The 19,299-nt window shown below is 31.7% G+C and carries 19 protein-coding genes and 1 riboswitch; of the genes, 4 read left to right on the plus strand and 15 right to left on the minus strand.

The genetic code is table 11. From position 1 onward, the window contains the following. Positions 1 to 76: 76 nt before the first annotated feature. On the minus strand, positions 77 to 610 hold the full coding sequence (locus COC46_RS09280; protein ID WP_176545106.1) for a competence protein ComK: 534 nt from the start codon (positions 608 to 610) through the stop codon (positions 77 to 79). Between the two features lie 303 nt (positions 611 to 913). Here COC46_RS09280 and COC46_RS09285 point away from each other — a divergent pair, with 303 nt between their 5' ends. The 3 genes from COC46_RS09285 (at position 914) to COC46_RS09290 (ending at position 2,572) form a co-directional block, all read left to right on the plus strand. After that, the gene (locus tag COC46_RS09285) at positions 914 to 1,435 is read left to right on the plus strand and encodes a sigma-70 family RNA polymerase sigma factor (protein WP_098809432.1); all 522 of its coding nucleotides are present in this window, start codon (positions 914 to 916) and stop codon (positions 1,433 to 1,435) included. Between the two features lie 451 nt (positions 1,436 to 1,886). Then, a riboswitch (cyclic di-GMP riboswitch) is annotated at positions 1,887 to 2,016 on the plus strand. A 35-nt stretch (positions 2,017 to 2,051) separates the two neighbouring features. Further along, a complete protein-coding gene (locus tag COC46_RS22150) occupies positions 2,052 to 2,189 on the plus strand; it encodes an anti-repressor SinI family protein (protein WP_176545107.1) in 138 nt (45 codons plus the stop codon). 62 nt (positions 2,190 to 2,251) lie between these two features. Next, a complete protein-coding gene (locus tag COC46_RS09290; RefSeq protein WP_098809433.1) occupies positions 2,252 to 2,572 on the plus strand; it encodes a helix-turn-helix domain-containing protein in 321 nt (106 codons plus the stop codon). 90 nt (positions 2,573 to 2,662) lie between these two features. Here the strand turns inward: COC46_RS09290 and COC46_RS09295 are convergent, their stop codons facing one another. The 4 genes from COC46_RS09295 to COC46_RS09310 all read right to left on the minus strand — a co-directional run bounded on the left by COC46_RS09295 (position 2,663) and on the right by COC46_RS09310 (position 5,871). Further along, complete coding sequence (locus COC46_RS09295) at positions 2,663 to 3,844, minus strand: hypothetical protein (RefSeq protein WP_098809434.1); 1,182 nt, start codon at positions 3,842 to 3,844, stop codon at positions 2,663 to 2,665. Positions 3,845 to 3,870: 26 nt separating this feature from the next. Then, positions 3,871 to 4,443 carry a signal peptidase I gene (gene lepB, locus COC46_RS09300; protein WP_098809435.1) on the minus strand — a complete coding sequence of 191 codons (573 nt, stop codon included), beginning with the start codon at positions 4,441 to 4,443 and terminating at the stop codon, positions 3,871 to 3,873. Continuing rightward, positions 4,443 to 5,015: a hypothetical protein gene (locus COC46_RS09305; RefSeq protein WP_098809436.1), complete on the minus strand. Its 573-nt coding sequence runs from the start codon at positions 5,013 to 5,015 to the stop codon at positions 4,443 to 4,445. The genes lepB and COC46_RS09305 overlap by 1 nt, the downstream gene beginning before the upstream one ends. Positions 5,016 to 5,100: 85 nt before the next feature. Next, positions 5,101 to 5,871: a hypothetical protein gene (locus COC46_RS09310; RefSeq protein WP_098809437.1), complete on the minus strand. Its 771-nt coding sequence runs from the start codon at positions 5,869 to 5,871 to the stop codon at positions 5,101 to 5,103. A gap of 774 nt (positions 5,872 to 6,645) precedes the next feature. Between COC46_RS09310 and COC46_RS09315 the strand changes: the two genes are divergently transcribed. After that, positions 6,646 to 8,886: a right-handed parallel beta-helix repeat-containing protein gene (locus tag COC46_RS09315; protein WP_098809438.1), complete on the plus strand. Its 2,241-nt coding sequence runs from the start codon at positions 6,646 to 6,648 to the stop codon at positions 8,884 to 8,886. Between the two features lie 60 nt (positions 8,887 to 8,946). On the opposite strand, the gene COC46_RS09320 is transcribed toward COC46_RS09315, so the two are convergent. The 10 genes from COC46_RS09320 to COC46_RS09365 form a co-directional block, all read right to left on the minus strand. Continuing rightward, a complete protein-coding gene (locus COC46_RS09320; RefSeq protein ID WP_098809439.1) occupies positions 8,947 to 9,849 on the minus strand; it encodes an LCP family glycopolymer transferase in 903 nt (300 codons plus the stop codon). 146 nt (positions 9,850 to 9,995) lie between these two features. After that, positions 9,996 to 10,649 (minus strand): HAD hydrolase-like protein, encoded by a 654-nt coding sequence (locus COC46_RS09325; RefSeq protein WP_098809440.1) that lies wholly within the window; start codon positions 10,647 to 10,649, stop codon positions 9,996 to 9,998. 21 nt (positions 10,650 to 10,670) lie between these two features. After that, positions 10,671 to 12,290 carry an aldolase catalytic domain-containing protein gene (locus COC46_RS09330; protein WP_176545108.1) on the minus strand — a complete coding sequence of 540 codons (1,620 nt, stop codon included), beginning with the start codon at positions 12,288 to 12,290 and terminating at the stop codon, positions 10,671 to 10,673. A gap of 2 nt (positions 12,291 to 12,292) precedes the next feature. Continuing rightward, complete coding sequence (locus COC46_RS09335) at positions 12,293 to 13,033, minus strand: 3-deoxy-manno-octulosonate cytidylyltransferase (protein WP_098809442.1); 741 nt, start codon at positions 13,031 to 13,033, stop codon at positions 12,293 to 12,295. Between the two features lie 126 nt (positions 13,034 to 13,159). Further along, positions 13,160 to 14,020 (minus strand): 6-hydroxymethylpterin diphosphokinase MptE-like protein, encoded by an 861-nt coding sequence (locus tag COC46_RS09340; RefSeq protein WP_255294861.1) that lies wholly within the window; start codon positions 14,018 to 14,020, stop codon positions 13,160 to 13,162. Between the two features lie 37 nt (positions 14,021 to 14,057). Further along, positions 14,058 to 15,251 (minus strand): leucine-rich repeat domain-containing protein, encoded by a 1,194-nt coding sequence (locus COC46_RS09345; protein ID WP_098809444.1) that lies wholly within the window; start codon positions 15,249 to 15,251, stop codon positions 14,058 to 14,060. Positions 15,252 to 15,288: 37 nt separating this feature from the next. Continuing rightward, entirely contained in the window at positions 15,289 to 17,070 is a 1,782-nt protein-coding gene (locus tag COC46_RS09350) for an ABC transporter ATP-binding protein (protein ID WP_369700038.1), read from the minus strand. Between the two features lie 42 nt (positions 17,071 to 17,112). Continuing rightward, complete coding sequence (locus tag COC46_RS09355) at positions 17,113 to 17,451, minus strand: helix-turn-helix domain-containing protein (RefSeq protein WP_098809446.1); 339 nt, start codon at positions 17,449 to 17,451, stop codon at positions 17,113 to 17,115. A 22-nt stretch (positions 17,452 to 17,473) separates the two neighbouring features. Then, positions 17,474 to 18,607 carry an aminotransferase class I/II-fold pyridoxal phosphate-dependent enzyme gene (locus tag COC46_RS09360; protein ID WP_098809528.1) on the minus strand — a complete coding sequence of 378 codons (1,134 nt, stop codon included), beginning with the start codon at positions 18,605 to 18,607 and terminating at the stop codon, positions 17,474 to 17,476. 50 nt (positions 18,608 to 18,657) lie between these two features. Beyond that, complete coding sequence (locus tag COC46_RS09365) at positions 18,658 to 19,299, minus strand: acetyltransferase (RefSeq protein WP_098809447.1); 642 nt, start codon at positions 19,297 to 19,299, stop codon at positions 18,658 to 18,660.

The following is a 19,299-nucleotide window of genomic DNA, read 5'->3' on the forward strand; positions in this document are numbered from 1 at the left end:
TAAAGAAAAAACAGGGCAATGGTCGAAGGTGATCGTTGCCCTTCTTTTTGTATTCCCCCCTTTTTTTGCTTTTAACCTATTCATCAAGTGTATATCCATCTATTAATTCTTTGATCATCATTATCTTCTCTTCATCTGATTTTAGTTTGTATTCTACTTTTTGACTTAAATACATACTAATAATCTTTGTTGCCTTACTGATTTGCTTATCAAAAATGTAATAAGAAATTGGTAGGGTTCTCTCTTCTCCATTCCTAAACTGTACTTTTGTTTTTCTTTTTTCTTTCATATATTTATTGATTTGGATAAAGTTTAGCCATTTGCAACATATGTTATTTTGCGAAGATGTTGGGATCATAATGATTGATAAAGTGGGATTGATCATAAGAGGAATCTTTTTCATAGTTGGATATTTGCTTTTTACGACTTCAAGGTGACCTTTAATTGATTGATTATGATAAAGGGCGGATTCTTTTAAGATTGCCTTCATTGGCCTTTTCGAAAAGATCACTCCTTTGTTTTTATCAATAATTTTTGTTAAATATTCTGGGTGGTTAGCAGCTTCAATCAGCATTGTTTCATATGATATAACATAATCTAATTTTGACATATACGCCTCCATAGGGATTTTTACATCTAGATTATATCAAAATTATCTTTCCATTTATTTGAAACTTCTATGACCGTAAACTACTATTTTAGTAAATTTTACTACTTAAAAAAATGGTAATACGTAAAATTTAATTAGTTCATTTTAGGTAAATTTAAAGTTTTAAATTCAATAATCAAATTTTACTTAGTTTTGTTTAATCATAATTGATTTTTCATTATATGATATATTTCTTTTATTTTTATATAGTTACTTCACCGCGGAATAAGTGTAAGGGCATGCCTTTTTAGAAAGGCAATTATAATGAATCGTAGTGAAGAACATGTAAATTTTCAAACTTTTTCAGGAAAAACAAAGCCAAATACATTTGAGGAATGCTTAAATCAATATTCTCGTATGATTAAAAACCTCATGAAGAAGCTACATATTTATAAAGATTTCGATGAATATTACCAAATTGGACAAATAGCATTATGGATGGCTTATCAACAGTATCGAAGTGAAAAAGGGAACTTTTCCAGTTATGCATTTTTTACAGTTAGAGGGTATTTACTGAACGAGTTATCTAAGGCTATTAAATATGACGAGCACAATGTAGTTGTTGAACAAAATATTAAAGACGTAATCTATTGTGATGAGTCATTTCAAATTGAGGATTTTGTAAGCTTACTTGAAGGGATTTCCCCTCTACAGAAACGAATTTTAATTAGGCGTTTTTATTACAATCATGAGTTTTATCAAATAGCAAATTGTCTAAAAATGTACGAATCTAGTGTACGATCTAGTTATCGTTATGCATTGAAAAGATTAAGGGAGTCAAAATAGATTAAGAAAAATGGAGAAGTAATCTATTAAACGATTACTTCTACGTTTTTTGTTCTTCTATCTTTGAAACCTCTTTGTAACCACAACTTTTATCCTACTCGTTTCACATTAAAAAATGCGTCATTTGAAATACATTATTTAACCTATTTTAAATTCACTCTAGCTTTCTATTATCAAAATCATTATATTAAAATTTAAATATTTTACCAATTATTTTTCTGTGTTTCGACATTTTTTTAGCATTTGTCGAAATAATTTTACTGGTAATTTTTTCATTTATTTCAATTGTAAAAAAAAACCTTGATTTTCCTAATTTTTTTAACACAATTGAAACAATACTAATATAGTTGTTTTTTTTACTATTACAAATTCCTACAAACGATAAACTAAATTCGTTATATAATTGTTGTATAAATTTTTAAAATATTATAATAAATAATTATTAAACACAACTTGAAAAGGACAAAACAATTGAGAGATTAGAACGCAAAACCACTGTTCTTAGTCGTATAAGTAGTGAAAAGGCACTAGTTTACTGTATTATTGACTATTGAATGAACTAAGATAGCAGGGTTACCTAGGTATTTTATACCTTAATTATAGGAGGCTATATTCCATGTACAGTGAATTAGAAAGCAATACTGCCGAACTAAACTGGATCGACTTATTACTAGAATGCATTGAAGTAGGCATTAGTCCCGACGAAGTCCGGTCATTTCTTTACAATTGCGTTAAAGATTCATGTCAAAACTAGGAGAACTACTCCACACTATGATATACTTTTTGTAATAGTCAAATAGATATGGAGTAGCTTATATGATTGGAGAACGAATTAAAAAACTACGTTTACAACATGGAATGTCACTTACAGAACTTGCAGAACGTGCTGGTATCGCTAAATCTTACATAAGTTCGATTGAACGAAATCTACAGAGCAATCCTTCAATTCAAGTACTTGAAAAAATTGCTGGCGTCTTCAATACAACGGCAGAAAGCCTCCTGAAAGAAGATATTGACCCAACAAAGATGATTGATTCTGAATGGATGGCGATCCTTCAAGAAGCAATTAACTCAGGTATTCCGAAAGATGAGTTATTAAAATTTATTGAATTTAATAAGTATAAGCAAGGAAAATAAACCTTCAGATTAAAATGCTTTCATTTTAATCTAAAGGTTTTTTACTACAAAAAAATGAGCGTCCTAATTCTAGAACACCCATTTTTGTAATTATTTTTTTAAGTCATATTTTAATGAAATATTGTCAATATAACCAGCATCTTTACTTCCACTTCCAGACTTATCTTTAGAATATGTCAGTTTTAATACGTGTTTACCTGGTTGAATTGCAAGTTTTTCATTTGTCCAATGGTTATCTGTACCTGATTCATTAACTAGTACATTGCCATCTAATGAAATTGTTAAAACATCTTTATTTAGTTGTGAAAGAACTAAATAATCAAAAGATAAGAATGCATTATATGCATTTTCCGGAACATCAATTGCAACTGTTGCAGTAGAAGTTTGGCCATGAGAAATATTATTGCTGATTAAGTAATAGTCAGTTTGGCCATCTACTTTTGAATTAATTCTTTCCCAGTCACCAGTAATTGAAAATGGTGAGTTCGCACTTTCAAAGTCTGCTAGATAACTATTTTGCGCAGTATATAATCCACCTGCTAAAGCATCTAAGTCATTAAGTGTATCGTTTTTAATATTTGTAGCTTTAGTAGCTAATGCTTTCGATTTTTTAAATTCTAATTCACTAGTTGCATCATTGATGATTTGTGTTACCTTATCAATTTGATCTTGTAAGTAAGCTTTTACTTGTTGATCAGCTGACGTTTTTTGCATATCAATTAATTGACCTAAAGTTACTTTAGCAGCATTAATTGCTTCTTCTAAATCATCAAGCGCTTTAGCTTGCTCAGCTGTAATTTTTTGTTGTCCATTAGAGACTTGCGAACTGAAGTCTGGTTTTAATCCGTTAACTTCACCTTCTACTCCAGCAGTTGTTTGTGAATTTAATTGTGCTACTAACTGTGAAAATTGACCAGGTGTATTTTGTTTAATACCAGGTAAAGCATTGTTGATCGCTTGTATATGCTCATCTGATTGACCATTAATTGTATTAACACCAGTTTGCTCTAGTTCACTTTGCTTATTATTCACGCCATTTTCAGTATCAGAAACTAATGCATTTAAGTTATTCTTTAATGCACCAACTGCATCTGCAGTTTTAGTACCTAAAGTACTGCTTATAGATGACTTTGCATCATTTAATAATTGAGAGGCATAGTTTGTAAATAATTCCCCGGCATTAGTAGATGCAAATGCCAAACCCGACGATGTTACGATTCCAGCAGTTAGTAATCCAACTGCAATTTTCTTTTTAATAGACTTTTTTTTCATTTTCCTTCGTGCCTCCATTAGACAGATTACACTTTAAGTGGTTTTGCAATTTTATGAATAGGTAGTATTGAAATAAGAACATATCCTTTAATATCTTCAATAGGTATAAATCCAAAATCTTTACTTCGACTATCGAAGCTGATTCCCGGTTCTCGATTATCACCAACAACAAACAAGTTGTTTTTAGGAACCTTTATTTTTTCCATATCTTCAGAAGTCCCGTTCGTCGAAATTTCAGGAACTGGCTGATTATTCACATAAATAATTCCATTCTTTATAAAAACTGTGTCCCCTGGAAGTCCAATTATTCGTTTTACAACATCGAACCCTTCCTCTTTTAACTTCATAATCGCTACATCTCCAAGTTCAGGATCATGAGTAAAACGAGCTAATTTATTCACGAAGACTATATCCCCATCATTTAAAGTAGGGTACATTGAAAATCCCCTTACTTTAGTAAGTCCAACCGTATTTAGTAAAATGACTAAAAGAACACTTAAAATTAGAAAGAACTTCATCCATTCAATTAGCGACTGACTAAAAGTTTTTGCATTTTTATCATCCAATGTTTTTGGTTCTTCAACTTTTGAAGCATTCATTACTGTTGACCTTCCTCGCTAGCCTGACCTTGGTTGTTTGTATCTTGTGAATCATCATTTTTCGAGTTTGATGTTTCATTTTTATTCGTATTATTTGAGTTCACTTTAGGAACTTGCTGATTCATTTCTTCTTTTGCTCGTTCCTCGGCGTTTTGTATAATTTTATCAATTTTCGCTTTTGCTTCTTGTACATCTTTTTCATTCTTACTATCTATTTGCTGAATTAATTGATCTCCATATTTTTGAAGCTCTTCTTGTGATTCTAAGCTTTTTTGTGTTGCATATTTTTGTATTTCTTCAGCTGATTCCTTCGCATTCTTTTGCACTTCTTGGATTAAGCGTGCTTTTTGCTTAGTAGATTCCGCTTCCGTCATTCCAATAATATAATCACTTGCTTGTTTAGTTTGTTGGCTTGTCCATGCAGTCATTGCTGCAGGTAAATTCGTATCGGCAAATGAGAACGTTGTTGCGAGGAGTAATCCACCACTTAACGTAACAGATCCAATTAAAAGCTTTTTAAATTTTTTGGAGATCCATGTTTGTTTTTCTGTTTTTTCAGTACGATTCTGCATAATTTACCTCCTAATGACTACATGAAAAAAACAAACTTTTTAATATTTGTAATATAAAGGTCACTTTTAAACAATATTAATATTTTTATTTATTAATAGCGTCTACTAAATCTTTCATTTCTTTCGTTGCATCGTTAATAGTTTTTGTTTGTGTATCTTCTAAAGTTTTGATTGCAGCTTCTTTTTGCGCATTAATTTCAGCTTTTAATGAAGTTTCAATACGATTAATTTCCGAAGATAAGTGTTCTAGAACAACTTTCTCAGAATCTGATGCTTGAGTACTAATTAATGTATTGATTTCTGCTTTTGCATCTTGGATTTTTTGTGTTAAAGTGTTCACAGCTGTAGTACGAGACGAATTTAAATTAGATTGAAGTTTTGAATCTGCACCTTTAGCAACCGCTGAAAGTTGTGCGTTAAAGCTACTATTTAAAGTATCTGCTAATGCATTTAAATCAGATGTCGTTTTATCATTTGTTGTTGAAGTATAGTTAGCAAAATCAGCTGGAATGCTCATGTTTAAAGCAGCTAATGCATCAGAAATTGCAGTAAGATGCTCGTTTAGTGCTGCACTAATTTGCTGATTTGCGAACTTTGTTTGAGCTTCCCCTACTAATTCGATATTGTTTGCAGCGTCAACTTTATAGTTATTTACATTTGTTTTCATATCCGCAACAGAAGAATCATAATTTGATTTATATGATGTAGAAAGCTCTGATTTTGCGTCAGTAGTTTTCCCGTTAGCCCAGTTCGTTAATAACTCACCTGCATTAGTACTAGCAAATGCAATTCCCCCAGAAATTACTAAACCAGCAGATACTATACCAATTACTACTTTACTCTTAACCTTTTTCATTTCTTTCTCTCTCCTTAGTATATATATGGATTGTAATTTGTTCTTCAGTAAGAACGAATACAACTTAACTATACAAAAGACCAAATAATCTAACAATTACGCTAAACACTTAAATAAACTGTTTTTTCTTTTAAATTCGACATATTCCTTGTCTTTTTATATCGATAATTGTTTATTTTTAATGTATATTGTCGCTATCTGAAGTTAAAACGTATCTTTTTGTCTATTATTCTGCCATTCATTACTTTGTACCTAATCAAACTAGTTATTCATACCCACTAACTACACTGATTATTTTCCTATTTTTGGATAATCAAAAAATATAAAATTCAAAATGCGAGGACTTCACTAAAAATATAGGAATATATACACACCCTTAAAAGTTTCACTTATATACAAAATCCCTTTTACGTCCTCATCTGTTTTTGTAATATATATAGTTTATGTATAAAAATATAGAGCTATATTATGAAATCTCAAATTGAAAGAACCACACAGCCTCTTGTGGTTTTTTCGCTACAAATTGTGTTGCAGGTAGCTATATAAAATAAATAGTTAACGTAATTAAGTTCTAAGAAAGTTTATTGAAGTTGAATAACAAACAATTATACCGTTAATCCTATTAAAATAGTCTACTTGTAAGACATAAATAGCCAATACTATTCAATTGCTATAGACCTGCAATTAGATAATTTCCACTAATCTACTATCACCATAATAGATTAGAGCCATAATATATTACATAAATTAAAAGCAATTGGAGATGTTAAATTATTGAAAAAAACATTATTTCTATTTATTGGTGCAATATTATTGCTTGCTATCGTAATAGGTAATGTTGTTGCAACTAAAAATCCACAGAACTCGATCCAAAGCGTTGCTAAAACACCCCAAGCAAATGTAGTTAGCCTTAAGTCTCTATCATTTAATTCATCAAACTACGCATTTACCAAAATTAATAAAACTCAACAAGTAAAAGTCATAGCTACTTATTCAAATCAAACTAAAAAGGACGTCACAAATTCAGTTAAATATACGGTCTCAAACAAGTTAGTAGCATCAATTAGTAATACTGGTCTAATAAAGTCTATAGGTAATGGGACGACCACTTTAACGGCTAATCTGAATGGTGTAGTTGCAACTACTACTATTACGGTTAATACTGCCGTCCCTCCTGTTAAAACATTAGTTTCTTTAAATATTGTTCCAAGTAGTCTTGATCTAGCTACAAACCAATCTAAGTCACTTGTCGTACAAGCTAACTATTCAGATCAATCAGTTGTTAACGTAACCTCTCAAAGTGCATTCTCCTCATCTAACCAAAACGTAGCAACTGTAAATACTTCAGGTGTTGTAACGACTACTACTGCAGGATCAACTACTATTACCGCTAGCTTCGGTGGCTTAACCCAATCAATTCTAGTAAACGTCTCAAACCAAACTGGACAAGTTAGTGTTAAAAATTTTGGCGCAGTTGGTAATGGTACAACGGATGACACAGCAGCTTTTCAGTCAGCAATTGATTATCTCGGCAAAAGAGGTGGAGGTACTGTATTTGTTCCTGCAGGCACTTATAGCTTGAAACCAATCTTTTTAAAACCATTTGTAAGCATAGTTGGCGAAAATCGTGACACTGTTACTTTAAAATTATCCGATACAAGTGGGTCAGGGTATTATCGTGTCATAACAATGGCAAATGATACAAAAATACAAAATATCACTTGTGACGGAAATGCCAAAAAGCATCCGGATGGCATTGAGCATATGCATTGTATTTTTGCATTTGATGCAGATCGTATTGTAATTGATAATAATCGATTAATTAATGCTGTTGCAGATGGAATTTCAATTTCAGGTTCAACACTTGCAAGTGATGATGTAACAATTTCAAATAATATTTTAGAAAATAATGGTCGTTCAAATATAGTAATCGAACAGGCAAATCATTTGAAAATCTTTAATAACATTAGTACAAGCACAATTGGTCGTCCTGCTTTACACTTTGAACCGTGGGAAGAAATGAATTTTGATGATGCAAAAATATACAACAATACCTTTTCATCGAATGCAACAGATGGGGCATACTGTATTCAGCTTGAAGGTGGGAAAAATGATAACAACTACTTCAATCATGTAGAATTCAATCATAATAAGGTGACTTGTACGACTGGTGGATTTTTAGTAATGGAAACAAATGGCGCAAAAATTCACGATAATGATATAAATGTTGAACAATTCTTTATTTGGATAAAAAACAAAGATCTAGAAGTGTACAATAATACAATTCATACTGAGGAAGGTTTTAGAGTAGAAGGCACTTGGGGGATCAATTCAATCAATACTCAAGTTTACGATAATGTGGTCTCTACAAATCAGAATGCAGTTACGATTGTTGCTGGGGCAGAAGGTACTAAATTTATGAGAAATTCTTTCACTGGTAATGGTACTGGCGCAGCCGTTTACACTTTTGCATCCGTGACGGATATAAAAAATACTTCTTTTATTAATAATACGTTTACGAATTTTGATACCGGAATTGTCACTGATTATAATGTTTACGATGTTCTAAAAGTAGACGGACTAATCATTCAGGGCAATACTTTTAAAAATATTAACTCTTATGGGGTAAATATTAAAGGAACAACGAAAAATGTCACAGTAGACCAAAATACTTTCACAGGAGTTTCTGGTGTTTCGATCATTGTTCAGGATGGGCCTATGTCTAGTGTAAAAATAACAAACAATACTATTTCCTCTGGTAAAAATGGTATTTATCAAACGGCTAGTGGAAAAAAAGGCTCATTATCAGGATTAATTATTTCAGGAAATCATATTTCCTACACTACGGATAAAGGTGATGCATGGCACATTGGCGCAGCGATTGAACTTGATCAAAACACCACTCCTCCAACAAATGTCTCCATTATTAATAACACATTGACCGGTAATGCGGTTAATAAAATTACTGTCCCAAAAGTTTTACTTCCTTTTGTTCAAAATAATATCTTCAACTAATGATAATTTGGACAAGCTAAAAAAGCGAGATTACTAGTCTCGCTTTTTTTATCTATACTTTTACTTCAATTCAAGCTGTTTACGTAATTCACTTGAGAGGGCTAAGCGATTCTTTTCAGGTACTTGATAATAATAGATTCCTTTAATCATTTCTCCGCTTCCCTGAAGTTGTTCTTGTTCAATATTTGTTCCAGCTTGACGGTAATCTTTTTGAATGTTAAATATTTCTTGTATCGTAAAATTCGTTACTAAATTATTTTGAATTGATTTTAAAATATCATTATAGGCAACTAAGTTTTCAATTCTTGCTCCTTGGTGGATAACCGCTTCAATAATCTGTCTCTGTCTTTCTTCCCTACCAAAGTCACCTCTAGGATCATCATGCCTCATACGTGTAAAGCTAAGTGCATCTTGCCCATCAAGTGATATAGACCCCTTTTTAAAATGAACTCCATCATTCCAAAAGTCTAATGCATTATCAACACTTACTCCACCAATTGCATCGACGACATCCTTAAAACCTTCCATATTTACTTCCATATAATAGTCTATTGGAATATTTAAGAATTTTTCTACTGTATTTATCGACATTTGAACTCCGCCAAAAGCATAGGCATGATTGATTTTATCTACTTTGTTTTTTCCAACGATTACGGTGCGAGTATCTCTAGGGATACTAATTATTTTTGTTGTGTTCGTATTTGGATTCACTGTTAGAATCATTAATGAATCAGAACGTCCTCTGTCTCCCTCACGTTTATCGACACCTAGTAATAAAACTGAAAATGGGTCTTTTTTAATGACATTAACTGGCTCAGGTCTTCTAGTTGTTTTTTTTATTGGCTGATAAATAACCTTACCCGTACTTTCTACTTGATGATATATGTAAAAACCAGTCAAACTAGCGACTACTACTAAGCCAATAAAAGTGAAACCAAGTCTTAAAAGGATCTTTTTCCACATCACAATTACTTTCCCCTTAAAGTTCATAGACAATAAAATGCACCTTTTCACACGTCGGTGATATTTTTGTTTATGAACAAAATAGTTAGTTGTGTTTCGTATAATCCACCTTAATTGGAGCTTCATTACAAGAAGATGGAATAAGCTTATAAATCCAAGTATTTGATAATATCTTTTACGTTTTCTGCTATAAAAACATTCGTACTATTGATAACTTCTTCTCTACTTTTAAAGCCGTATCCGTATGTTACTGCAATAAAATCAATTCCAACATTTTCAGCTCCAACAGCATCATGTATACTATCACCAATTAAAACAACCTCTGAAAGGTCATTCTGTTGTAAATCTTTTAGACACATCAAAATAATGTCTGCTTTACTAAGTGTATCCATCTCGTCTATTCCGTTAATTGAATCAAAATATGTCAGCAACTCAAAATTTAATAAGATTTCCTTAGCTAAGTCGTCTCTTTTGAGAGTTGCTACAGCCGTTTTAAATTCTTTCTCTTTTAGTGTAACTAATAGCTCTTGAATAAAATCATAATGTTTTGCTTCAAATTGTCCTTTTTTCTTGTATCTATTTCGATAAATTTCTACAGCCTCTCTCGCTTCGCTTTCAGTATAGCCACATTCTCGTATAAAGGAATAAAAAGGAGATGGACCAATAAAGCTTTTTTGTTGTGCTAAGGTTAAATTTGGACCACCCATTTTATTTGCTGTATAACTGGCACCTACCATAATTCCTTCTGAAGTGTCTAATAAAGTTCCATCTAAGTCAAAAATAATAGTAGAATATTTCATTTTACCTCCAGGTTTTAACGGTTATGTCCTACTAAGCAAGCCCATTTCACTATATATAGTGCTCGTTAAAAAGTTTATCTTCATTGTTTTCTCAAGTAATGCTAATTGCTTTTTTATATCTGCATTCTTCTTTACAAGCTCTTCCATCTCTATATTGTAAATCAATTCGGTGGAAAAATAATTTGTCAGCTTATCTAAAGTAAAGCCATCAAAGCCAGCAAGATAAACTGTATTTACCGATAAACGATTTAATAAGTTTAATAACATTAAGCCCGCGTTATCGGATATTGTTATCTTATCAACGAGTAAGTCAGAATAATTAACGACTAATGTATCCGAATCTAGTAAATTAGGAATATTTGAAGTAGTTATAATTGAGGTCGACTCTTTTAACGCTTTAATAGAATCTAGCATACTATTAAATCTTTTTATATTACTCATAAAAATAGCATCAATTTGATACTGCTCGGGAATAAAATTCACGCTAAAAATGTAAGGATCTTCATTTTTAATAAAATTAGAAATTTTTTCTGCTTCTGTTTCAATAGATTTTCCAGGAGCGATGATTAATACCTTTTTATTGACTATTCTTTTGTTTAAAGCCTCTAGGTCGTATGAATCATCAACCAAATGAATTTGATAATTAATATATAAGTCTTCTATATATAACTCATCATAAATATCCCTTTTCTTCATCGGAAGCTGTTTTAAAATAGTGTTAATAGATTTTACTGAGATAGTCTGTTTATTTATTAAGAATGAAGCGTAATTCGGATGACAATTATTTATGGCTGCAATATAGTACGGAACTGAGTACCCCCACTGAGATCCGGTAGAAAACTTACTTAAATGCTCGTCAACAATTTCTAATAAAGGTACAACATTATACTTCTCTTCTATATTTTCGTTAATATACTGGGTTACGAGCTCAGTGCAGAGATTGCCAGCCCCTCTCCCCATTCCAAATACCGAAGAATCAATAATAATATTGCGCTTTGTATGGAGAGTTAATAGTTCTTGAGCATTTGAAAAGGATAGTTGGAGATTATTATGTGAATGAAATCCAATACTTATTGATTCATCCAAGTTATGATCAATTAGGTGATACATTCTTAACAAATTATTTTTATACATAATGCCAAGCGTATCGACTAGATAAAATGCATATGGCTTTAACTTATTTACTTTTTTAATAAGGTCCAGAAGCTTTTCATCAGAATAGCTGGTCGTGCCAATTGGTTGAATAAAAACTTTATATCCTTTATCCATTAACATTTGACCATAAACTAAAGCTTCTTCAATTTCTTTTTCACTCTCATGGAATGTTAAGCGAAAACCATCAATGGATGTACCATCATGATCTTTAATTTTATCGATTGAAATATAAGGTTGATCGATCATACCTACATAGGTAAGGTTCTTATTCTTTGGGCTAATAAATTCTTTAATACTTTCTACATCATTAAAAATTGATATATTCTTAACAAAATCAACATCTCTAACAAATCCACACTCTATAATATCAATATTTGACTTTACTAATTTCTCAATTATTTTCTTTATACTCTTTTGCCCAAAATTCCAGTTATTTATATACCCTCCATCGCGTAAGGTACAGTCGAGTAACCTAATATTATTCATATTTACACCACGCATTCCAATCGATTTTTAATGATCATTCTCACTTTCTCTAGATCCTTTGGCGTATCAACGGATAATGTAGTAACTTCAGCCTCGATAAATTTAATTTTTTCTCCGTTTTCTAAAAATCTAAACTCATCGATATCTTCTGCTTCTTCAATAGGCCCTCTTTTAGAGTTATAACAGAACTCCAATGCACTTTTAGTAAAACATTGTACTCCAACAAATTTTTTATAATTAAATTCATATGTACCTTTAGGATATGGAATTGGACTTCTAGCCATATACAATGCATGTCCGAATACATCTGTTGCAACTTTAATTTTTGAAAAGTCGACTGCCTCTAAAGGGTTTTTTAATACTGTCATAAGGTTTGCTACATAGATTGAACTTGGGTCAGCATCTTTCGGTAATATTTTTAAAATAGCTTGAGATTCGATTAATGGTTCGTCTCCGTTTACATTTACATAAAAGTCGGCATCTATCTTAGTAGAAACTTCATAGAGTCGATCTAAATGCGTTTTATGACTTTCTGAAGTCATTATTGTTTTAATACCATATTCCTCACAAACCGTTTGAATCCTTATATCATCTGTCGCTACATATACTTCACTAAGTTCTTCTACCAATTTTACTTGTTGGTGTACCCACCATATCATTGGTTTCCCGCATATATCCGCTAAAGGTTTACCTTTAAATCTCGAAGAATTAAATCTAGCTGGAATCACTCCAATTATTTTCATAGAACTCTCCTCCTAATTATATGAAGATACGTTTCTTATAACGAACGAAATGATCTTAAATTTAAAGTCAACTTTCGAGTAAAACAAACTAACACGTTCATAATAAAGAACAGTTTTTTTTACAAACTAAATGGATTTTTTACTTACTAAAGATGATTCACCATTCTTATTTAAAATGACATCGAGATTTACTCTTTCAAACACTTCAAGCATGCCACCTCTTGTAGCATTGTAGATTTTAACTTGATTGCGTTCTGCATATTTCTTTGCTTCTTTATATGCACTAATCATTCTAATTACTGCCTCTGATGAAGTTTCCTTATACCCATAATCCTTAAAATGCTGTGGGCTAGTAAGAGAATAGTTACAATCTACACCTAATAAATAGATTTCACTAAATCCCATATAAACTGCTAATTGAAGCATTGAGTAAGTAATAGAGTATCCATCGTATACAACTTTAGAAACATCATCACTAAACTTTGTTTTATAATTTTTATGAAAGGTCATATGATTTAACAAATTTAGTGGAAACACAAAATATCCTTCCGATACGTTCTTTTGTTTCGAAATTACATTACTTATAAATTTATATTTAATATCATATTTTTCAATAGAAGGCTGTAGCAAATCAAATACACCTACATCCTGAATACCATAGTATGTTGGTCTCCAATCTGTCTCATCGAATACTAAACAAATCGAATTCATACTTAGTGTTACTTCCCCTTTTATGGCTTCAAGATCAGCAACGGTTAAGCTAGGACCGGTAGCTACAATAAAACATCTCTGACCATTATGTGTATTCTTTAACAATTTTAACTGTTCAAAATGGCTATTTTTATTTAATCCAATTACTCTAGAGATTTTATTTAAATTAAAAATGCTTCTAGGTAAAACATGATTAAGCAGCTTCGTTTTAGTTCGACTTATATGGTAAATAAAAAAATATGTAAATTTATTTTTACATAGTGCTTCTTTGAGCATCACGATCATTCACCCCTAAATTTAGCTCCTCATTTAATTACCATTTTGCAATGTTTTTAGAGTAATATTGCTCCTCATTTATTGGATTATTAGTAACATCTAGTTTCTTTAATTTAGGGAGTTTATCTAAAAGTCTAAAATCAGTAATATGATTGTGACTTAGATTAAGCTTTTCTAAATTCATAAAGTATTGTATTCCATCTAAATTACTTATATTTTTTCCACTTAGATCCAATTCAGTCATCTCACTTAGTTTTGAAATAGAAATCCATTGTTCAAAAGGATTTGGCATCTTTTCTCGTATTGCTTTCTCCATATTCTTATCAATAAAGGTAGCAACGCCACCAATTTCTGCTGTAGTGTAAAACGCTAAATCAAGTTTTTTAGCTTCATCGATAATCGATTTTATTGTATCTGTTGATATTCTCCATTTACCACTTTCTTCTGATTCCTTCCCCCAACCAAAATCATTCCAGTCTACATCATTAGGTAGAATAGAATGGCACATAAAGAGTACATTTTTCCCTGTATCTTTTGCTATTTTAAGTATTTTCTTAATAGAATTAACATCATCTAGCTTTACTTGATCAATACAAATAGATGGTACAAATCCTGTATGATTGAATTCCACTAGATTTGTACTATTCAATTCTCCTCTTACACACTTAAAATATTTTGGCGTAATTTCTGAAACAATTTGTTCTGTATAGCTAGAGAATGGAAAAGCGAATGTAACAGGTTTCTTTAATTTTTCTTTTGTTTCTGAATGGGTTTGATTTTCAACCCAATTAAACAAAGTCTTTATTTCTTCATCAATCCATGTACATAACCCATTTTCATCTACGTAATTAGCAGCATTTTTATGCCTAAATCCATGATGTGCTATTTCATGCCCCATTGCCTGCATCTCAATAATTTGGTCTATTTCTTCTTGTGTATGCTCCCTTTGCCCTTCATAATGGTGAAATGCATTTATGTTAAATGTCACTTTTACATCATAGTACCCAAACAGATCTTTTCCGTACTCATACCAATCATTTACTCTAAAGCTATCATCAAATGAAAATGCTATACCAGGTTTATTAACATATGGAATATTTCGCTCTTTACTTTGTGATTTACTGGATTTGGTATTGTGGCTTTTAATATCTGAAATTAACCTCCTCCAAAATTTTCTTTTGTAATACATTGAAATAATGTCTCTTAGAGTTTCTTTATTTAGTTTCTTCATTTGATACCCCACAATTTTTTTTATTTAATGAACAATTCTATATCACTGACATTCCAAGCTTATTTTCTATTGATACTAATCTACCGTTACTCATTTTAAAGACTGTATCGCAATTTTTAATTGTACTTAATCTATGAGCAATAATAATCAAAGTCTTTTCCCCTTTTAAACCATCAATTGCTGTCATAATATCTTTTTCAGTATCAGTATCTAGTGCTGAAGTTGCTTCATCCATAAAAATAATCTCTGGGTTATGATAGAGAGCCCTAGCAATTCCGATCCGTTGGCGTTGCCCTCCTGAAAGCCTGATTCCTCGTTCTCCAACTGGTGTATCCAATCCATTTGGCAAGCTTTTTACAAATCCTTTTAACTGCGCTTGTTCTAATGCCATCCACACTGCTTGATCATTGATCTGATCTTTTTGAATTCCAAATGCTACATTTTCTCTAATTGAATCATCGGTTAAGAATATTGATTGTGGGATATAACCAATCTTCTTTTGCCATAAGGATTTTAATTCAACCATGTTCTGACCATCTATTAAAATGCTCCCTTTTTCTGGTTCGAATAATCCTAAAATCATATCCACCAATGTTGTTTTACCTGCACCAGATTCACCAATAAACGCTACTGAATGTCCTATTTGAATTGATAGTGAAATATCCTTTAAGGAATATTCTTGTTGGTTTGGATACCGAAACGACACATTTTTTAATTCTATTGAATCTGAAAATGCTCTAATTCCATTCACATTTGAATCAGCTTCTTCAAATTCTTGAGTTGAATAAGTTTCTTTATTCGTAAATAAATCATCGTAAACTACAGATAAAGCTGGTTTACTGAAGCGAATACTAGTTATTGCTGCGATAACACGATTAATTGAAGGCATTAATCGAAATGCTGCCATGGCGAATAATGCCATTGTGGATACTATATTAGATGTGTTTTTTCCTTGTAAGATAATGACCAGAACCATTACTAATACAATCATTACTAAAATAGTTTCAATAAAAAGACGAGGGGATTGTTCTAGCATAATTCTATATCGTTTGATATTTGAATTTATCTGACTTTTGCCAGTATATTCATCAACAAAAAAGCTTTCTTTGCCAGAAACTTTTACTTCTTTACTTGCCCCTAATCCTTGATTGACCCATTTTATCATCGTCCCATTAACAGCCTGTTGCTCTTTTGCAAGTTCGTTCGTTTTCTTTCGAAAAACTTTAAAAAATAGATACACACTTCCTCCTAACAAAATAGAAGCTACAAGAGTTGATAGTGTGTTTGTATAAAGTAGTAATCCTATTATGCAAGCAATCACAAGCATTTCTGTTACTAACAAAAATGCCGACATAATAATTCCTTGAAATATATTCTGCACCTCAATATTTACATTCCTGAGTAAATCTGAAGTGTTTCTTTGAATATGAAATATGTAAGGCTTTGATAAATACTCCTCAAATAATCTTCTAGACAGCTTAACCTGTTGATTTAAAATAATTCGATTTTGCGCGTATTGGAAAAGTAGAATATAGACATTCTTAACAATAAAAATTAATAGTAAGACAAACACCGAAAATATTAAGAACGATGTAGTAGATTGGAAGTTGAATAAATTATATAAAAAATTGATGGTAGTATGTTCTTTAATAATGGAAGGGTTTGTTACAATTCCTACGAAAGGTACAATCACTCCTATTCCAAAAGTTTCAAAAAGTGCGGCAATGATCATCATAAAAAATAATAGAAGTAATTTTTTCTTTTCCCCTTTGTCAAATAACAGAAGCAATTTTTTCGTAGTATCTACCAATTCATTCACACCTTTTCTTTCTTAGATTAACAATTTAAAAAATAACTCTCTCTAAAAGTCAATCTTTGTATTTTTCCATTTTACAAATTCAAAAACTGATTTATATTCGCGAAGTACATCGATTTCAATCCCGGATTCTTTTAATTCCTTAGCTAATTCAAGCCATTCAACTTCTGGGGTAATTGCATGATCAGGCTTTACATCTAACAGGCTTTTTAGCTCTACCCCTAATACTGAAGAGATTTTCTCCATTACGTGAATCGAGGGATTATCATTAATTTCACGTTCGATATTACTTAAGTAAGATTTAGAAATATTTGCTTGTTCTGCTAGTTGTGTTAAAGTAAGTCCCCTTTTTTTACGGATGTTATGAATATTTCTCCCAATCATTATTTATCACCTCTTTTTTCGGTTATCTCGCTGTTAACTTATTCAAGCTCTCATAAATATTTTGTTTTAGACAATTGATGACCTTATTTTGTTCATCCTCTGATAGACTTGATCCTGATGGGAGACACATACCTACTTCAAATAATTGCTCGGCTATATTTTCATGGTCTGTATGGGGGTAGTATTTAGTATTTTCAAAGATTGGTTGTAAATGAAGTGGTTTCCAAACATGGCGAGATTCGATATTGTTTTTATTCAATATTTCAATTAATGTTTTAGAAGAAATTCCCGTTTCCGCTTCATTTATAGTCAAAGTAGTTAGCCAGCGATTACTTTGTGTATTTGCTAATTCGGGCATAAACTTAATTCCAGGAATATGAGATAGTTCATCAAAATATCGATTGAATATTTGTCTTCTCGTATTAACTCTATCTTCTAATACCTGAAGCTGAGCTCTTCCTACGCCAGCTAGTAAATTACTCATTCGATAGTTATATCCGCTCACAGAATGTTGATAATATGGGGCCAGGTCGCGGGCTTGAGTTGCTAGGAATCGAGCTTTCTTTATCAGATCTACGTTATCTGATACTAAAGCTCCTCCACCAGAAGTTGTAATAATTTTATTTCCATTAAAAGAATAAATACCAAATTTTCCAAAGGTACCACTAGCCTTGCCCTTATATGTAGATCCTAGAGACTCAGCTGCATCTTCTACAATTGGAACATCATACTGACTACATAAAGAAATAATTTCATCCATCTTTGCGCTTTGACCGTATAAATTGACTACAATTACTGCTTTCGGTAATTTATTCTCTAAATATGCATCTCGCAGTGCATGTTCAAGTGCCTGCGGTGACATATTCCAAGTTTCTGGTTCCGAATCAATAAAGACCGGCTCAGCACCTTGATAAAGAATTGGGTTTGCGCTAGCTATAAACGTAAATGCTGAACAAAATACATTATCTCCATTTGTTATATTTAATAAAGAAAGAGCCAAATGAATTGCTGCCGTACCTGAACTTACGACCATTGCTTCACCGGCTCCTACATAAGATGCTATTTCTCTTTCAAATTCATCTACATTTGGTCCAAGAGGTGCAATCCAATTCGAATCAAATGCTTCCTGTAAATATTTTTGCTCATTGCCACTCATATGAGGTGGAGATAAATAAATTCTAGAAGAAGTCACAAAATTCCCCCCTTTTATAAAAGTTTCATCTCAAAATTATGATTGATAATTCTTGTTGGGCTCCCTACAGCTTTACTATATGAGGGAATATTTTGAATCACGGTCGAACCAGCTCCGATTACAGACCATTCCCCCACCCTAATTCCGGGAATTAATGTTACGGATGCACCAATATGGACACCTTCACATAATGTAACGTATCCCGTTAATGTTGAATTAGGTGAAACATGAGAATAATCCCCAATCATATTGTCATGTTCAACAATTGAACCCGTATTAATAATACAATGACTACCAATTTTAGCATCCGCGTTAATAACTGATTTTGGCATAACAACCGTACCATTTCCTATAGTAGCCGACTCACTTATTATTGCGGAAGGGTGAATAATTGAAATATATTGTTCATCCCTTAGTTTTAATTTACTAACAATTTTTTTTCTAGTAGAATTGTCACCTATTGCAATAACAGTCCTTACATCATTTCCCATTAGATTTTTAATTGAAGAAAACGGTGCATGAATTATACCGTTTTCGCTTTTTTCACATTCGTATTTTTCATCTAAAATAGCAATAATTTTATGGTTCTTTAATGAAGAAATGATATCTTGAATAACTTTACTATGGCCACCATTACCTAATATAATGATCTTCAT

The sequence above is a fragment of the Bacillus sp. AFS041924 genome (assembly GCF_002577195.1).
Taxonomy (GTDB): Bacteria; Bacillota; Bacilli; order Bacillales; family Bacillaceae_G; genus Gottfriedia.